At 71.1% G+C, this 15,274-nt stretch carries 13 protein-coding genes and 1 pseudogene; 8 read left to right on the top strand and 6 right to left on the bottom strand.

The annotated features are described in order from the left end of the window. Positions 1-234: 234 nt before the first annotated feature. Positions 235-711, bottom strand: a complete 477-nt coding sequence (locus ACFVDP_RS39485; RefSeq protein WP_383501160.1) for a carboxymuconolactone decarboxylase family protein — start codon at positions 709-711, stop codon at positions 235-237. Positions 712-952: 241 nt separating this feature from the next. On the opposite strand from ACFVDP_RS39485, the gene ACFVDP_RS39490 reads away from it, so the two are divergent. From ACFVDP_RS39490 to ACFVDP_RS39525, 8 genes and pseudogenes are all read left to right on the top strand, one after another. After that, positions 953-1,981 carry a ParB N-terminal domain-containing protein gene (locus ACFVDP_RS39490; RefSeq protein ID WP_383501162.1) on the top strand — a complete coding sequence of 343 codons (1,029 nt, stop codon included), beginning with the start codon at positions 953-955 and terminating at the stop codon, positions 1,979-1,981. A gap of 46 nt (positions 1,982-2,027) precedes the next feature. Continuing rightward, positions 2,028-3,182 (top strand): inositol-3-phosphate synthase, encoded by a 1,155-nt coding sequence (locus tag ACFVDP_RS39495; RefSeq protein ID WP_383501166.1) that lies wholly within the window; start codon positions 2,028-2,030, stop codon positions 3,180-3,182. Beyond that, positions 3,179-4,078 (top strand): SCO3242 family prenyltransferase, encoded by a 900-nt coding sequence (locus ACFVDP_RS39500; RefSeq protein ID WP_383501168.1) that lies wholly within the window; start codon positions 3,179-3,181, stop codon positions 4,076-4,078. Before ACFVDP_RS39495 ends, ACFVDP_RS39500 begins: the two co-directional genes overlap by 4 nt. After that, the gene (locus ACFVDP_RS39505; RefSeq protein ID WP_383501171.1) at positions 4,075-4,968 is read left to right on the top strand and encodes a sugar phosphate isomerase/epimerase family protein; all 894 of its coding nucleotides are present in this window, start codon (positions 4,075-4,077) and stop codon (positions 4,966-4,968) included. The genes ACFVDP_RS39500 and ACFVDP_RS39505 overlap by 4 nt, the downstream gene beginning before the upstream one ends. Before the next feature lie 2 nt (positions 4,969-4,970). Then, positions 4,971-5,486: pseudogene (locus tag ACFVDP_RS39510) on the top strand (EboA domain-containing protein); the annotation flags it as partial. Beyond that, positions 5,486-6,334, top strand: coding sequence for a TatD family hydrolase (locus tag ACFVDP_RS39515; protein WP_383501174.1), 849 nt, complete (start codon positions 5,486-5,488; stop codon positions 6,332-6,334). The pseudogene ACFVDP_RS39510 and the gene ACFVDP_RS39515, both read left to right, overlap by 1 nt. A gap of 3 nt (positions 6,335-6,337) precedes the next feature. Beyond that, a complete protein-coding gene (eboE, locus tag ACFVDP_RS39520) occupies positions 6,338-7,507 on the top strand; it encodes a metabolite traffic protein EboE (RefSeq protein WP_383501177.1) in 1,170 nt (389 codons plus the stop codon). Further along, a complete protein-coding gene (locus ACFVDP_RS39525; RefSeq protein WP_383501180.1) occupies positions 7,504-8,895 on the top strand; it encodes an alkaline phosphatase family protein in 1,392 nt (463 codons plus the stop codon). The genes eboE and ACFVDP_RS39525 overlap by 4 nt, the downstream gene beginning before the upstream one ends. Before the next feature lie 95 nt (positions 8,896-8,990). On the opposite strand, the gene ACFVDP_RS39530 is transcribed toward ACFVDP_RS39525, so the two are convergent. The 5 genes from ACFVDP_RS39530 to ACFVDP_RS39550 form a co-directional block, all read right to left on the bottom strand. Continuing rightward, positions 8,991-9,857 (bottom strand): RNA polymerase sigma-70 factor, encoded by an 867-nt coding sequence (locus tag ACFVDP_RS39530; RefSeq protein ID WP_383501183.1) that lies wholly within the window; start codon positions 9,855-9,857, stop codon positions 8,991-8,993. Between the two features lie 28 nt (positions 9,858-9,885). Next, positions 9,886-10,458, bottom strand: a complete 573-nt coding sequence (locus ACFVDP_RS39535) for a carboxymuconolactone decarboxylase family protein (RefSeq protein ID WP_383501186.1) — start codon at positions 10,456-10,458, stop codon at positions 9,886-9,888. Between the two features lie 123 nt (positions 10,459-10,581). Next, positions 10,582-11,676, bottom strand: a complete 1,095-nt coding sequence (locus tag ACFVDP_RS39540) for a ScyD/ScyE family protein (RefSeq protein ID WP_383501189.1) — start codon at positions 11,674-11,676, stop codon at positions 10,582-10,584. A gap of 390 nt (positions 11,677-12,066) precedes the next feature. Next, positions 12,067-12,699 (bottom strand): hypothetical protein, encoded by a 633-nt coding sequence (locus tag ACFVDP_RS39545; RefSeq protein WP_383501192.1) that lies wholly within the window; start codon positions 12,697-12,699, stop codon positions 12,067-12,069. Continuing rightward, positions 12,696-13,622 carry a ParA family protein gene (locus tag ACFVDP_RS39550; protein ID WP_383501194.1) on the bottom strand — a complete coding sequence of 309 codons (927 nt, stop codon included), beginning with the start codon at positions 13,620-13,622 and terminating at the stop codon, positions 12,696-12,698. The genes ACFVDP_RS39545 and ACFVDP_RS39550 overlap by 4 nt, the downstream gene beginning before the upstream one ends. Between the last annotated feature and the right edge of the window lie 1,652 nt (positions 13,623-15,274).

The raw sequence follows: 15,274 nt of genomic DNA on the forward strand, positions 1-15,274 counted from the left end.
GGGGGGTCGGGTTGTTTGCTGTTTGGGTGTGTTTTTGGGGTGTGCGGGGGTGGAGGCTGGGGCAGGTGGGGGGGGGGGGGGGGGCAGGACCGCGGGGGGCGCCCCCCCGCCCCCCCCCCCCCCCCACACCGGCCGGAAGAGCCGAAACAGGGATCTGACAGGCGGTTTCGGCTCGGCCCGCCGAAGGGCGGGCAGTGGGACTCCACCGACCTTCCGTGGCTCCTCGATCGAGGCTCAGCCGAACTGACCGGGCGTGTAGTCACCGCCCGCGATGCGGTTGAGAACGCCGATGCGGTTCGAGGAGTTGATGAGCGAGATGAAGCACACGATGGCGCCGAGCTGCTCGTCGTCGTAGTACTTGGCGGCGTTGGACCATGCGTCGTCCGTGATGCCGCCGGCGCCGTCGGCGATGCGGGTGCCCTGCTCCGTCAGCTCCAGGGCGGCACGCTCGGCGTCGGTGAAGACCTTCGCCTCACGCCAGGCCGCGACCAGATTGAGCCGCGTCGAGGTCTCCCCCGCGTGCGCGAGGTCCTTGGAGTGCACGTCCGTGCAGTATCCGCATCCGTTGATCTGGCTCGCCCGCAGCATCACCAGGTCCTGGGTCGTCTTCGGAAGCGTCGACTCCTTGATGAGCGCCGCGCTCGCCGCGCCGAAATTCTTCAGGGCCTTGGCGACGACCGGAATGGAGAAGAGGTTCAGACGGGGTTCCATGACAAACTCCTTTTTCCTTTGTCGGTGGGTACATCACTTAAGACACCGCCCACCGCCGGACTGTGACAAGGATGCGCGCGATCCGCTCCCGCCAATCACGCCCTTGAGAGGGACTCCAGCCGGATTCGAGACCGGCTAGCGGCACGTTGACCTCTTCGACGGCACCGCCTGCAATGTTGCTCGGAAACGGATCCGTTTCCGCAGACGCTCCGCAGACGCCGTCAGGAGGCGCACCTTGTCCATGGCCGAGCAGGTGACGTACCGGGCCGACGGACCCGGCGGATTCGCGCCGTCGGCCCGCTGGATCGAGGCTCACCCGGTCACCCGGGTACGCGTCGACTCGCTCGCCCTGGACGGCTCCCCCCGGCAGTCCGGCCCGGACCAGGCCCACGTACAGGTGCTCGCCAAGGCCGGAGACAGCATGCCGCCGATCATCGTGCACCGCCCCACGCTGCGCGTCATCGACGGTGTCCACCGGGTCCACGCGGCCCAGGTCAACGGGGACAGCGAGATCCCGGCCCGGCTGATCGACTGCGACCGGGCCACCGCGTTCGTGCTGGCCGTGCGGGCCAACGTCACCCATGGCCTGCCGTTGTCGCGCGCCGACCGGACAGCGGCGGCGGCGCGTATCGTCCGGGCCTTCCCCCAGTGGTCCGACCGCGCGGTCGCGGCGGCCGTGGGCATCTCCGACAAGACCGTCTCCCGCCTGCGCAAACAGGCGGGGGACGGTCGCGCGGCGCCGACCGGCACCCGGCTCGGCCAGGACGGCCGGACGCGCCCCCTGGACAGCGGGCGGCGCCGCCGCCGGGCCGCCGCGCTGCTGCGCGAGACGCCCGACGCGGGACTGCGTGAGGTGGCCCGCGCCACCGGGCTCTCCCCCGCCACGGTGCGCGACGTGCGGCGCCGGGTCGACCAGGGCGAGGACCCCGTGCCCGGCCGCTACCACGACGGCGGGCCCGCCGCCCCCTCCCCGACGCCAGCCGACCGCAGGCGCCCGCTCACCCCGCCCGCCCGCGATGAACGCGAGGCCGTCGCGGTGGACGGGCCCAGACTGCTCGCCAAACTCCACGAAGACCCCTCGCTGCGACTGAGCGAATCCGGCCGCCGCGCCCTGCGCTGGCTGCACCACTACTCCGTCACCGGCCAGGACATCGAGTCGCTCGCCCACGGGCTGCCCTGTCACTGGGCCCCGGAAGTCGCCGACCTGGCCCGCAGCTGCGCGGCCGCCTGGAGCGAACTGGCCGGACGGCTCCAGGAACGCGCCCGGTAACGCATCCGCTCGTCTCTCACCATCCACGCACCTCAGGAGGACGTCCGTGTCCGAGCACGCCGAGACACCCGGAACATCCACCGGCCCCGACAGCGGTCGTCGGACCGGCGTCTGGTTCATCGGAGCCCGCGGCTCCGTCGCCACCACCGCGGTCGCCGGAGGCGCCGCACTCGCCGCAGGGCTCTACGGGCCGACGGGCATGGTCACCGAGTCGCAGGCGTTCACCGGCGCCGCGCTGCCCGCCCTGTCCGACCTCGTCTTCGGCGGGCACGACACCGTCGAGACACCACTGCCCAAGCGCGCCGAGGCCCTCGCCGAACAGGGCGTCCTGCCGCACGGCCTGGTACGGGCCGTGCACCGTGAACTCGCCGCGGCCGACCGGGAGATACGCACCGGCGGACCGCTGGCCGGCGACACCCGCGCCGACGAGGAGCTGATCGCCGCGTTCGCGGCCGACATCGAGGACTTCACCCGGCGCGCCGGCCTCGCCCGGACCGTCGTCGTGAACGTCGCCTCCACCGAGCCCGCCCCGGCGAAGGACGCGGACCGGCTGCCGGCCAGTTCGCTGTACGCGGCGGCCGCCCTGCGCGCGGGCTGCGCCTACGTCAACTTCACGCCGTCCACCGGGATACGTCACCCGGCCCTGGCCGCGGCGGCCGCCGCGGCCGGAGTGCCGTACGCGGGCCGGGACGGCAAGACCGGCCAGACTCTGCTCCGTGCGGTGCTCGCGCCCATGTTCCGCCAGCGCGCGCTGGACGTAAGGGCCTGGTCCGGCACCAATCTCCTCGGCGGTGGCGACGGCGCCGCGCTCGCCGACTCCGCGGCCGCCGCGGCGAAGAACGCGGGCAAGAACCGGGTCCTTGAGGACAGCCTCGGCGTGCTGCCCGAGGGCGAGGTGCACATCGACGACGTGCCCGCACTCGGCGAGTGGAAGACCGCCTGGGACCACGTCGCCTTCGAGGGTTTCCTCGGCTCGCGGATGATCCTGCAGACCATCTGGCAGGGCTGCGACTCGGCCCTCGCCGCGCCCCTGGTGCTCGACCTGGCCCGGCTCACCGCCCGCGCCCACGAGGCGGGCCTCACCGGAGGCCTGACCGCGCTCGGCTTCTACTTCAAGGACCCCGACGGCACCTCGGCCGCCCTCGCCGAGCAGTACGACGAGCTCCTCGCGTTCGCCGCGACGCTGTCGGAGTCCCGGTGAGCACCCCCCGCGACTGGGCCGAACTCCTGCGGGTCTCCGCCCTGTTCACCGTCCCCGGCGACGCGCTCGCCGGTGCCGCGGCGAGCGGCGCCCGCCCCGGGGGCCGTACCGCCCTGGTGACCGGTGCCTCGCTGTGCCTGTACGAGGCGGGCATGGCCCTCAACGACTGGGCCGACCGGGCCGAGGACGCCGTCGAGCGCCCGCACCGGCCGCTGCCCTCGGGCCGGATCCGGCCCGGCCAGGCGCTGGCGGCGGCCGCCGGTCTGACCGTCGCCGGGGTGGGCCTCGCGCTGGCCGCGGGCCGCCCCGCCGCGCTGACCGCGACCGCGCTGGCCGGCACCGTGTGGGCGTACGACCTGCGCCTGAAGCACACACCGGCGGGCCCGGCCGCGATGGCGGCCGCCCGCGGTCTCGACCTCCTGCTCGGCGCCGTGGCGAGCACCGGCTCCCGTGCCGGTGGCGGCGGTACGGCCGCTGCCGTGCGCCGCGCCCTGCTGCCTGCCGCCGTGCTCGGCGCGCACACCTACGCCGTCACCACCGTCTCCCGGAGCGAGACCCAGGGCGGTTCGACGGGCGCACCGCTGGCCGCGCTCGGCGCGACGACCGCGCTCGGCGCGCTGACCGGCGCCCGGCGGCGCACCGGCCGGCGACCCCAGGTGTATGCCGGCACCGCCCTCGCCGGCGCCTACGTGGCGACGGCCGCGGCCCCCTATCTGCACGCCGCGCTCAACCCGTCGCCGCAGCTGACCCAGAGGGCCGTCGGCGGCGGGATCCGCGCGATGATCCCGCTCCAGGCGGCACTCGCGGCCCGCTCCGGTGCGCTCGCCTCCGCCGCGCTGCTCACCGGGCTCGGCCCGGTGGCCCGTCGGCTCGCCCGGAAGGTGAGTCCCACATGAGCGTCCGCCTCGGCTACGGCACCAACGGGCTGACCGATCTGCGGCTTGAGGACGCTCTCGCCGTCCTGGCCGAACTCGGTTACGACGGCGTCGGCCTGACGCTGGATCACATGCATCTGGACCCCCTCTCCCCCGGCCTCGCGGGCCGCGTCGACCACGTCGCCGCGATGCTGGACAGTTTCGGTCTCTCCGTCACCGTCGAGACCGGCGGCCGCTACGTTCTCGACCCCCGCCGCAAACACGGTCCGACCCTGCTCGACGCGGAGCCCGGGGCGCGGGCCGCGCGGACCGGGCTGCTGGTCACCGCGGTGCGGGTGGCCGCGGACCTCGGCGCGCACGCGGTGCACTGCTTCAGCGGCGTCCGGCCCGCGGGCGTCGACGAGGCCGCCGCCTGGGAGCTGCTCGGCGACTCCCTGGGTCCGGTTCTCGACGCCGCGGAGCGGGCCGGCGTGCCGCTCGCGCTCGAACCGGAGCCGGGCCATCTCGTCGAGTGCCTCGCCGACTTCCACCGGCTGCGCGCCCGAACGGGCGAACACCCGTGGCTCGGCCTCACGCTCGACATCGGCCACTGCCAGTGCCTGGAGCCGCTGCCGCCCGCCCAGTGCGTGCGCGCCGCCGCTCCCTGGCTGCGGCACGTACAGATCGAGGACATGCGGCGCGGAGCGCACGAGCATCTTCCCTTCGGCGAGGGCGAGATCGACTTCCCGCCGGTGCTGGCCGCGCTCGACGCCACCAACTACCAGGGCCTCACCGTCGTCGAGCTGCCCCGCCACTCGCACGCCGGACCCGAACTGGCCCGCTCCTCGATCGAGTTCCTGCGCGCACGGCTCGCCAAGCCGCATGACGCAGCCCCGGCCCCCGTCGCCGCGCTCGCGGCCCCGTCCACGTAGGGAGACCCGCGAGAATGCCGATCACGCAGGAGTGGGAGCTGCGCTTCTCAGCGGCCGGCCGCGAGAGCGACTCGCCGCAGGAGGCGCTGACAGCCCGGGTGCTGCTGCTGCGCACGGCCCGGCCCGACGCGGCCGCCGTGCGCAGGCTCTACGAGCGGGGCACCGGGGCCGAACGCCGGGCCGTCCTGCTGGCCCTGCCGCACCTGCGGCTCACCCCCGAGGAGGGCACGGCGCTGGTCGAGGACGCGCTGCGCGCCAACGACACCGGCCTCGTCGCCGCCGCCGTCGGGCCGTTCGCCGCGACGCACCTGGACGCCCACGCCTGGCGCCACGCCGTCCTCAAGTGCCTGTTCACCGGGGTGCCCCTGGCCGCCGTCGCCGCACTCGCGGAACGGGCCCGCGGCGACGGCGAACTCGCCCGCATGTTGGGCGACTTCGCCGCGGAGCGCACCGCCGCGGGGCGACCCGTCCCCGGGGATCTCAGCCATGTACTCGCCCTGACCGCCAAGGACACCTGATGCGCATCTTCGACCCGCACATCCACATGACCTCGCGCACCACCGACGACTACGAGGCAATGTATGCGTCCGGGGTGCGCGCCCTGGTCGAGCCCGCCTTCTGGCTCGGCCAGCCGCGCACCTCACCGCAGAGCTTCCTGGACTACTTCGACGCACTGCTGGGCTGGGAGCCGTTCCGGGCCGCGCAGTACGGGATCGCGCACCACTGCACCATCGCCCTCAACCCCAAGGAGGCGAACGACCCGCGCTGCACCCCGGTCCTGGACGAACTGCCGCGCTATCTGGTCAAGGACGGTGTCGTCGCCGTCGGCGAGATCGGCTACGACTCGATGACGCCCGCCGAGGACACGGCGTTGGCGGCGCAGCTCGAACTCGCCGCGGAGCACGGCCTGCCCGCCCTGGTGCACACCCCGCACCGCGACAAGCTGGTGGGACTGCGCCGCACCCTGGACGTGGTGGCCGAGTCGAAGCTGCCCGTCGACCACGTCGTCGTCGACCACCTCAACGAGACCACGGTCAAGGAGGCCAAGGCCGCCGGCGCCTGGCTCGGCTTCTCCGTCTACCCGGACACCAAGATGGACGAGCACCGCATGGTCGCCGTCCTGCGGGAGTACGGGCCCGAGCAGGTCCTGGTCAACTCGGCCGCGGACTGGGGCCGAAGCGATCCGCTCAAGACCCGCAAGGTCGGCGAGGCGATGCTCGCCGCCGGCTTCGACGAGGACGACGTGGACCGGGTGCTGTGGCGCAACCCCGTCGCGTTCTACGGGCTCAGCGGCCGGCTCGCGCTCGAACTCCCCGAGCCCGTGTCGCTGCACGAGGGCAACTCCATCCTGCGTGGCGGCGAGTGACCCATGCGCCTGACCCACCCCGACGGCTCCACCGTGCACCTCGCCTACTGCACCAACGTCCATCCGGCCGAAACCCTCGACGGGGTCGTCGCCCAGCTCGCCGCCTACGGTGAACCGGTCCGCCGGCGTCTGGGCACCGACCGCCTCGGTGTGGGACTGTGGCTGGCCCGCGACGCGGTGCGCGCCCTGAACGCCGATGCCGCCGCGCCGCGCCGCCTGCGCACCGAGCTGGAACGGCGCGGCCTGGAGGTCGTCACGCTCAACGGCTTCCCCTACCAGGGTTTCGGTGCCGACGTGGTCAAGTACCGCGTGTACCGGCCCGACTGGAGTGACCCGGAGCGGCTCGACTACACCAGCGATCTGGCCCGTCTGCTGGCCCGGCTACTGCCGCGGGACGTCACCGAGGGCAGCATCTCCACGCTGCCGCTGGCCTGGCGCACCGGCTTCGACGAGGCCGCCGCCGAAGCGGCGCACCGGGCGCTGGCCGAACTGGCCCGCCGCCTCGACCACGTGGAGCAGGAGACGGGCCGCTCGATCCGTGTCGCCCTGGAGCCGGAGCCGGGTTGCGTGGTGGAGACGACCGCCGACGCGCTCGCCCCGCTCGCCGCCCTGCCGGGCCACCGCATCGGCCTGTGCCTGGACACCTGTCATCTGGCGACCTCCTTCGAGGATCCCGTGCAGGCGCTCGCGGCCCTCGACCGGGCGGGCGTCCCCGTGCCCAAGGTGCAGCTGTCGGCGGCCCTGCACGCGGACGACCCGCGCGATCCCGCGGTCCGCGCCGCGCTCGCCGCCTTCGACGAGCCCCGCTTCCTGCACCAGACGCGGGCCCGCGCGGGCGGTGTCCTGCACGGTACCGACGATCTCGGGCAGGCGCTGGCGGGCGGGCTCCTGCCGGACTCCGTGCCCTGGCGCGCCCACTTCCACGTACCGCTGCACGCCCCGCCCGCCCCTCCGCTGGCCTCCACCCTCGACGTGCTGCGCACGACGCTCGCCGTGCTGGTCGGCGGGGAGACGGCCCGCAGCACCCACTTCGAGGTCGAGACCTACACCTGGCAGGCCCTGCCGCCCGCGGCCCGCCCGGGCTCCGGCGCCGAGCTCGCCGACGGTATCGCCGCCGAACTGCGCCTCGCCCGCGACCTGTTGACCGATCTCGGACTCAAGGAGCAGCTGTGACCGCGTCCGCGACAGACCCCACCCCCCTGCTCGTTCTCGACGTGGTGGGACTCACCCCCGCGCTCCTGGAACACATGCCGCGCCTGCGCGCCCTCGGCGGCGCCGGCTCGCGTGCCGGTCTCGGTACGGTGCTGCCGGCCGTCACCTGCGCCGCCCAGTCGACGTTCCTGACCGGCACCCTGCCCGCCGAGCACGGCATCGTCGGCAACGGCTGGTACTTCCGTGAGCTCGGCGAAGTGCTGCTGTGGCGTCAGCACAACGGTCTCGTCGAGGGCGACCGGCTCTGGGACGCGGCCCGCCGTCTGCACCCCGGCTACACCGTCGCCAACGTCTGCTGGTGGTACGCGATGGGCGCGGACACCGACTTCACGGTGACGCCGCGGCCGGTGTACTACGCCGACGGCCGCAAGGAGCCGGACTGCTACACGCGGCCGCCCGAACTGCACGACGAACTCCACGCCGCACTCGGCACGTTCCCGCTGTTCAGCTTCTGGGGGCCGGGCGCCGACCTCGTCTCCAGCCAGTGGATCATCGATGCGACCCTGCACCTCAACCGCACGCGCCGTCCCGACCTGACGCTGTGCTACGTACCGCATCTCGACTACGACCTTCAGCGCTTCGGCCCGAAGGATCCCCGCTCGCTCAGAGCCGCCGCCGACCTGGACGCGGCGCTCGCCCCGCTGCTCGACGACGCCGAGGCGGAGGGCCGCACCGTGGTCGTCCTGTCCGAGTACGGCATCACCGACGTCAGCCGGCCCGTCGACCTCAACCGGGTGCTGCGCCGCGCCGGCTACCTCGAGGTCCACACTCAGGACGGCATGGAGTACCTGGACCCGATGGCTTCCCGTGCGTTCGCGGTCGCCGACCATCAGCTCGCCCATGTGTACGTACGGCGGCCCGAGGACGTCGCCGGGGTGCGTCAGGCGCTGGAGGACGTCGCGGGGGTCGCCCGGCTGCTGGGCGACGAGGGCAAGAAGGAGCACGGTCTGGATCACCCGCGCTCGGGTGAGCTGGTGGCGCTCGCCGAGCCGGACTCCTGGTTCACCTACTACTACTGGCTGGACGACGCCCGCGCCCCGGACTTCGCGCAGCTCGTGGAGATCCACCGCAAGCCCGGCTACGACCCCGCCGAGCTGTTCTTGGACCCGCTCGACCCGTACGTCAAGGTGCGGGCGGCGGGTGCGGTGGCCCGCAAGAAGCTGGGCATGCGCTACCGGATGGCGGTGGTCCCGCTGGATCCGGCCCCGGTGCGCGGCAGCCACGGCAGGCTGCCGGAGCGGCCCGAGGACGGCCCGGTGCTGCTGTGCTCACGTCCCGGCGAGGTGAGCGGGACATTCGCCGCGACCGAGGTGAAGTCGCTGCTGCTGCGGCTCGCGGGGCTCACCTGACGCCTGCCTCCGAGTGCGAACTCCCTATGAAAAACGAGCGGTCCGGGCGGTGTGCACCGCCCGGACCGCTCATGACGCCTGCCGAAGAGCCCTGATCACCTGGCAAGTCGGGCGGGCTCGCCCAGCCGGGTCAGCTTGCTCGGGTTGCGCACCACGTAGATCCGGACGACGCGTCCGTCCTCCACGTCGACACTGATCGCGGTCGGCGCACCGTCGAACTCGACACGGCCCGCGGGCGTGCCGTTGAGCCACACGGCCTTCGTCCCCTGACCGTCGCCCACCTGCTGCACCCGGGCGAGCACCGGTGCCACTTCGGCCGCTCCGTGGATCGGAACGAGCGAGGCGGCCACCACTCCGCCTCCGTCGGTGATCATGACGACGTCGGGTGCCATGACCTCCAGCAGGTCCTGGAGCCTGCCGGTGCGCAGCGCGGCCAGGAACCGGTCCACGACGGCCTCTTGCTCCGAGCGGCTCACGCGCATCCGGGGCCGTCGGGCCGCCACGTGCTCGCGCGAGCGTTTCGCGATCTGCCGCACGGCGGCCGCCGACTTGCCGACGGCCTCGGCGATCTCCCCGTACGGCATGTCGAAGACCTCGCGGAGGACGAACACGGCGCGCTCGGTGGGAGCGAGCGTCTCAAGCACGGTGAGCATGGCGATCGAGACGCTCTCCGCGAGTTCGACGTCCTCTGCCACGTCGGGGCTGGTCAGCAGCGGCTCCGGGAGCCACTCCCCCACGTAGTCCTCGCGGCTGCGCGACAGGGTCCGCAGCCGGTTGAGGGACTGGCGGGTGACGGCCCTTACCAGGTACGCCCGCGGCTCGCGCACCTGGGCGCGGTCGACGTCGGCCCAGCGCAGCCAGGTTTCCTGGAGCACGTCCTCGGCGTCGGCCGCGGAGCCGAGCATCTCGTAGGCCACGGTGAACAACAGGGTGCGGTGGGCGACGAACGGGTCATGGGTCATGGCGTCATGAGTCACACCGATCATGTTGTCAGGCGGCGTCCGATGTCTGAGGGCGCTTCGTGGCCAACGGGATCTGGCACGCCTCGGAGTAGCCCTGCGACGTGATGCCGTGGGCGGTGTTGACCCTGGTCGACAGGTTGGCGAACCCGATGAACACGGTGAGCTCGACCAGGCCTGCCGGCCCGAGCTGCTTGAGCAGGCTCGCCGACAGCTCGTCGGTGACGGTCGGCGGGGTGTTGGTCATCGCCTCGGAGTACTCCATCACCTCGCGCTCCAGCGGGGTGAAGGCTTCGGAGTCGCGCCAGTTGGGCACCTGGCTGGCCTTGTCCAGGTCGAGGTTCTGGTTCAGCGCGGCGAAGTAGTTGATGTCCAGGCACCAGCTGCAGCCGACCTGGGCCGCGACGGCCATGTGCGAGAAGGTCTTGAGGCCCTCGTCGACCTGGTCCCACGCGGCGACCTTGCCCGAGAACTCCAGGTTGGACGTGGCGACGGCGGGGTTGTTGAAGACGACCTCGACGGGCTCCGGCACGGAACCGAGCTGCTTGACCAGAGCCTCAGCCATCTCGGCGGGCAGCTCGGCCTTGGGGATACGCGGGGCCATGGTGTTCTCCTTCTCGAGAGGCCTTGCGGCCTGGTTGTCATGAAGACACCGCCGGGCGTACGAGTGTGACAAACCACCCTCGTACGCCGGCGGGCGTGCCTGCGTCGCGGCCGGGAAGCCCGATCAGACCGCCGGGAACTTCAGGAGTTCACCCGCGCTGTCGCTCTGGGTGTTGTTGGTGACGTAGATGTCGCCCTTGGCGGTGACGGCCAGCCCGGTGGGCTCCGTCAGCTCGGTCTGGGTCGGAATCCGAGTGGCCTCCCGGGTACGGGGGTTGATCCGGGTCAGCGTGCCCGGCCCCCAGTTGTCCGACGGGCCGGAACCGATCGACAGGGCGATCAGGTCTCCGTTGGGCGCCACGGCGAGGTCGATGACATCGGTCAGGCCTGTGAGGAAGACCGTCGGCGCACTCCCGGGGACGTAGCGCCAGATGCGGCTCAGTCCCAGGTTCATTCCACCCATGTCGGCGATGTAGAAGGCACCGTCCCGGCCGCGCACCACACCGGTGGGCACCGCCTGCTGGGGTGTGTTGTCGCTGGTCCGGGTGTTGGTGGGAAAGGCGAACACGGTTTCGGTGGTGCCGTCGGGGTGGACCCGGATGAGGTCGTTGGCACCGGCGTCGGTGACGAGGAAGTCCGCTCCGTCCTTGGCGAACGCCCACGGGTTGGAGAAGACTTCGGTGACGCCGGGGTTGCCGGCGTCGGGGTTGTGCGCCAGCTCGTGCTGCGCCAGGTCGCCCAGCACCTTGCCCTTGGAGGTGCTCAGCGTGCCGAGCGGGCCGCTGCCCGCGCCGAGTGCCGCCCGGTCCGCAGGGACACCGCTCAGGCCGTAGCTGACCCGGTAGCTGCCGTTGCCGGCGTACTCGCCCTGGACCACGCCCGCCATCCGGGTCAGCACGCTGGTGCCGTAGTTCTGGTTGATCTGCTCGGAGGGCAGACCGGTGACCACGCGGCGCTTGGAGGAGCCCTCGACGCGGTACAGCGAACCGGTGAAGCCGAGGCACCGGTTGCGGCCGGCCTCGGCCGGCGGTGTGCAGGAGGCCGAGCTGCTGCCGGCTTCTCCGACGAGCAGTGAACCGTCCGCCTGCACGCGCAGCGACCGCGGGTTGTGCAGGTCGTTCGCCACGACCACGGCGGTCGGCGAGACCTTTGGGGCGGAATGACCGGACGCGGCCTGGCCCGGTATCGCGGTCGCCGCGACGGTACTCACGACCGCCATGGCCAAAAAGGCCCCCACCCAAGACTTTCTTGCACCAGACATGACTCTCCTCAGTGTGACCCGCCCCCGCCGTCAGGGGTGAATGCAAACGGCACGATAGACGCGGAAGTTGGCCGTATCGCGGTGTGCAAGTTCGGAGAATCCGCGCTTGCACATCAGCCGGTGAGGAATGAGCCGACGCCTTTGAAAGGCTGTTCAGCAGGTAGGAAGTAAGCGTGGCCCGAAGAATTCCGCAGGCAGCCCTTAGGGCCGCGCGCAGCGGCCCTCCAGTGCCTCTCCACCACAGCTCAGGCGGCGCGGGACAAAAGGGCCATGCCTCTCGCACCCCGCCGGGCGCCGGACGCGCGAGAGGGGTGGCCGAAGACCACCCCTCCCCCGCGTGCGGATCACTCAGGCGTCTCTGCGCCCCGGCAGGAACTGATCCAGGACAACCGCGAGGAACTTGGTGTGGTCCGGAAGCCCGGACTCCTCCACCAGGCCGTCGATGATGGCGCGCTGCGCCCTGGTGGGCTTGTACTGCAACTGCACGGGGCCGAGTCCGCGCAGGTCCGTGTCGTCGGGCTTGACCGTCACGGCGAACAGCTTGGACTGGAACTTGGGTGCCCTGCGGGCCTCCTCGACGACCTGCGCGATGCCCTTCTCCGCCGCGGCCTCGACGGCCATCAGCACGATCTGGGTGTGCGTGATGTCGTTCTGCTTGCGGTGCTTGCGAAAGCGCGCCGCGACGTTCTGGGACACGTAGAAGCCGACGGGCTTGGCGGTGTCCGCGTCGTTGAGCGGCTCGGGCTCCGGCTCCCGCACGGCCTCACGGGCGGGCTGCGGGATCACCGTCGGAGCGGCGGCCGGGGTGGGCATCGGGGTCACCGGGGCGGCGGGCTGCGTCTGGGCCGGGGTGGCCCAGCCGGCGAGCGCGCTCGCCGAGCCGCCGCCCCCGCCGCTGAACAGATTGCCGACGCCCTCGTCGGACATGCTCTGCTCCTCGGTGTCCTCGGCCGTGTGCTTCTTGCCCTTGGGCGGGGTCATGCGGCAGCGTCCTTCCTCAGCTCGAGTGCCCGAGCGAACATCTCTTCGGTGAATCCTTCGTAGTCGGAGGCCAGTCCTTCGACGGTCTCGGGCACGGAGCGGTCGCCCTCCCTGCGCCGGTCGGCCAACTCCTGCACGAGCAGCCCCCGTTTGCGCACGAGGCGCGCGACCGACTCCGTGTGTCCGATCAGGTGCTTGAACATGTGCGCGTCCTCGCCGAGCACCTTCTGCACCTGTCGCCGTACGTCGGCGTGGATGCCGGTGTACGTACGCCCCGTGTCGAACAGCAGCACCCCGAGCAGTTCCAGATGGGGGTTGAGCTGGCTGACGAATCGGACGTAGGAGAACTCCAGGCCGATCTGCGCCAGACCGTCCTCCGCTCCCCCGTCGCTCTTGACCGGGATGACCAGCCAGCGCGCGGCCGACAGAGCGAGCCGTTGGAGCGACGGGTTCTCGGGCGGGGTGTCGAGAATGATGATCTGGTACTCGTGCGCGATCGGCAGCAGGCACATCAGCAGTCGCAGATACGCGTGCGGCCCTTCCTTCGCGAGCAGCGTGTGGAAGAAGATGCCGAACTCGTCGCCGAGGGCCGGACCGCCCATGACGACGTCCAGGTTCTCCCGGACGCCCCGCCGGGGCCTGAGCGCGGTGCCGGTCCGCAGGGACTCCAGGAGCGCCGCTCCCCCGTCGTTCCACTCGGCGCGCTTGTAGCCGAGTTCCCGCGCGATGTTGCCCTGCGCGTTGCAGTCGATGATGAGCGTCCGCAGACCGCTGCGCGCCGCTTTCCCCGCCGCGTTGGCCGAGACCGACGACTTGCCCACGCCGCCCTTGCCGTTGCCGAACATGAAGATGTGCGACAGCGAGGCCCACGGGATCGGGGGCAGGTGCTGCTGATTGTCAGGTGCAGCGAAGGGACTGGACATGGATCCTCTCAGTCTGGTTCAGGCCCGAAGACGGGTGAGGGCGGGCGGGGACGGGTGGGGAAACCGGTGGAGAACGGCGACGAGCAGAGGGAGTTTTGCCCTTTTCTCGACGGTTTGACCAGCTGAAAGTTCTCTCAGAACGATCCTGCGCTCCGTAGAGGCCGACCCTGATGCCGAGGACCCCACGAAACCCCTCTTCGGGGCCCGGCAGACCCCTGCACGACTCCCTTTCGGCAGGTCGGCGAGGTGTTCTCTGTTGATGCTCAAGCTTGGTGCCCCGCATCTGTCGTCGTCCGGATCTTCGTTGTGGAGCAAACCCGATCGACAACCACTCCCCCAGTGGTGGGGCCGGCAGTGAGCACATCTGGCACTCCCACAGAACCAGCCACCTCCAAGGAAGTTGTGACGCAAAGCGCTGCACACGCTACCAGGATGATCTCCATACCCGCACAGCAACACGCGTCCGCACCGGCACAGGATCAAAGGTGCCCTCAGGCAGGGACACCCAGTCCCGCGCATGACGGCCCATCAACACCTACCCGGACAGGTTCGCCTGTGCAGCGGCAGGCAGCTCCGCGAACAGGCGCGCCATCAACCCCTCGGGCCAGCAGACCAAGACCCCGGCCTGCCCGCCGCCGGGCTCACGGGGCCATCCAGCAGCGCACATGTCCACAGGTGGCAAGGGACACTTGCGTCCGGATCCACACGCGGGTTTGGCCTCCTACCTGCATCCTGGACAGTCCTCAGGCCCGCACCCAAACGTCAATTCGGGCCCCCACTCGCACCTGCACGTTCACCCGCTTCCGCGCCACAGCGCCTGCCCTCCTGTTCACGGCCACGCGGGTAACCGAGCCCGCCTGCGGGCTTCTTCGCATTCCGACGGCCATGCCCGCGACCAGTTCTGCACGGCTCCGTACTCGTCATCGCATCAGCTGGCAGACCTGCGTCCCGGCACGGTGCCCGACCCGCGACCACACACACATTCCCGGGGACAACCAGGCAACCACTCCGACACGCTGACCGGCTTCGAGACCGATACACAGTCTGGCGGTCACTTCGACCGGCAAGAGTGCTGCTGACCCGGTAAGCAAATTGACGGGCAGTTGGGTGCTGCGTCCCACTCCTGGGCACGCACAGCCGCGCATCACTCGTCACACCGCGCTGCCCGTCGCAGCACGTACGGGAATGCGGGCATACCCGTTGGCTGCCATGTACGTGCATGGACTCACATCCATCCGCGCTGGCTGACCGGCACACAGGTGGGCGTACATCGAGACTTGCACACGGGCTTGCAACGTGACTTGGGTGCCCGCCGCCTTCCTGGTGAGGGTCAACGTCACCATGAAAGCACGTGGCATTACTTTCGCCAACGCATCCCATCAGGCAACAGAGTGAGCCAACACGACCATATGGAGCATCACCGAAAGCAGGACACGTCTCCACGCGTGAATCGTCACCGATCCACATGCTTGCCCGCAAGCTTGCGTCCATGTTTGCAGTGATGTTTGTTTCCCCAGGTCAGATGCTGTTTTTTAGCTTCAGTACGTCAGCACTATACGCATCTTCCTGCCGCTGGAACCAGTACCCATCGCAGACCTTGAAGACCTGTCAGACGGAGATCAGGTCGCGCCATCAGATCGTGCACAGTGGTT

The organism is Streptomyces sp. NPDC057694, from assembly GCF_042799415.1.
Taxonomy (GTDB): domain Bacteria; phylum Actinomycetota; class Actinomycetes; order Streptomycetales; family Streptomycetaceae; genus Streptomyces.

What these genes read in the sequence shown, in the direction of transcription:
- ACFVDP_RS39550 (WP_383501194.1), bottom strand. Translation starts at nt 13,622, where the DNA reads ATGTCCAGTCCCTTCGCTGCACCTGACAATCAGCAGCACCTGCCCCCG.
- ACFVDP_RS39540 (WP_383501189.1), bottom strand. Translation starts at nt 11,676, where the DNA reads ATGGCGGTCGTGAGTACCGTCGCGGCGACCGCGATACCGGGCCAGGCC.
- ACFVDP_RS39505 (WP_383501171.1), top strand. Translation starts at nt 4,075, where the DNA reads ATGAGCGTCCGCCTCGGCTACGGCACCAACGGGCTGACCGATCTGCGG.
- ACFVDP_RS39485 (WP_383501160.1), bottom strand. Translation starts at nt 711, where the DNA reads ATGGAACCCCGTCTGAACCTCTTCTCCATTCCGGTCGTCGCCAAGGCC.
- ACFVDP_RS39490 (WP_383501162.1), top strand. Translation starts at nt 953, where the DNA reads ATGGCCGAGCAGGTGACGTACCGGGCCGACGGACCCGGCGGATTCGCG.
- eboE (WP_383501177.1), top strand. Translation starts at nt 6,338, where the DNA reads ATGCGCCTGACCCACCCCGACGGCTCCACCGTGCACCTCGCCTACTGC.
- ACFVDP_RS39515 (WP_383501174.1), top strand. Translation starts at nt 5,486, where the DNA reads ATGCGCATCTTCGACCCGCACATCCACATGACCTCGCGCACCACCGAC.
- ACFVDP_RS39545 (WP_383501192.1), bottom strand. Translation starts at nt 12,699, where the DNA reads ATGACCCCGCCCAAGGGCAAGAAGCACACGGCCGAGGACACCGAGGAG.
- ACFVDP_RS39535 (WP_383501186.1), bottom strand. Translation starts at nt 10,458, where the DNA reads ATGGCCCCGCGTATCCCCAAGGCCGAGCTGCCCGCCGAGATGGCTGAG.
- ACFVDP_RS39530 (WP_383501183.1), bottom strand. Translation starts at nt 9,857, where the DNA reads ATGACCCATGACCCGTTCGTCGCCCACCGCACCCTGTTGTTCACCGTG.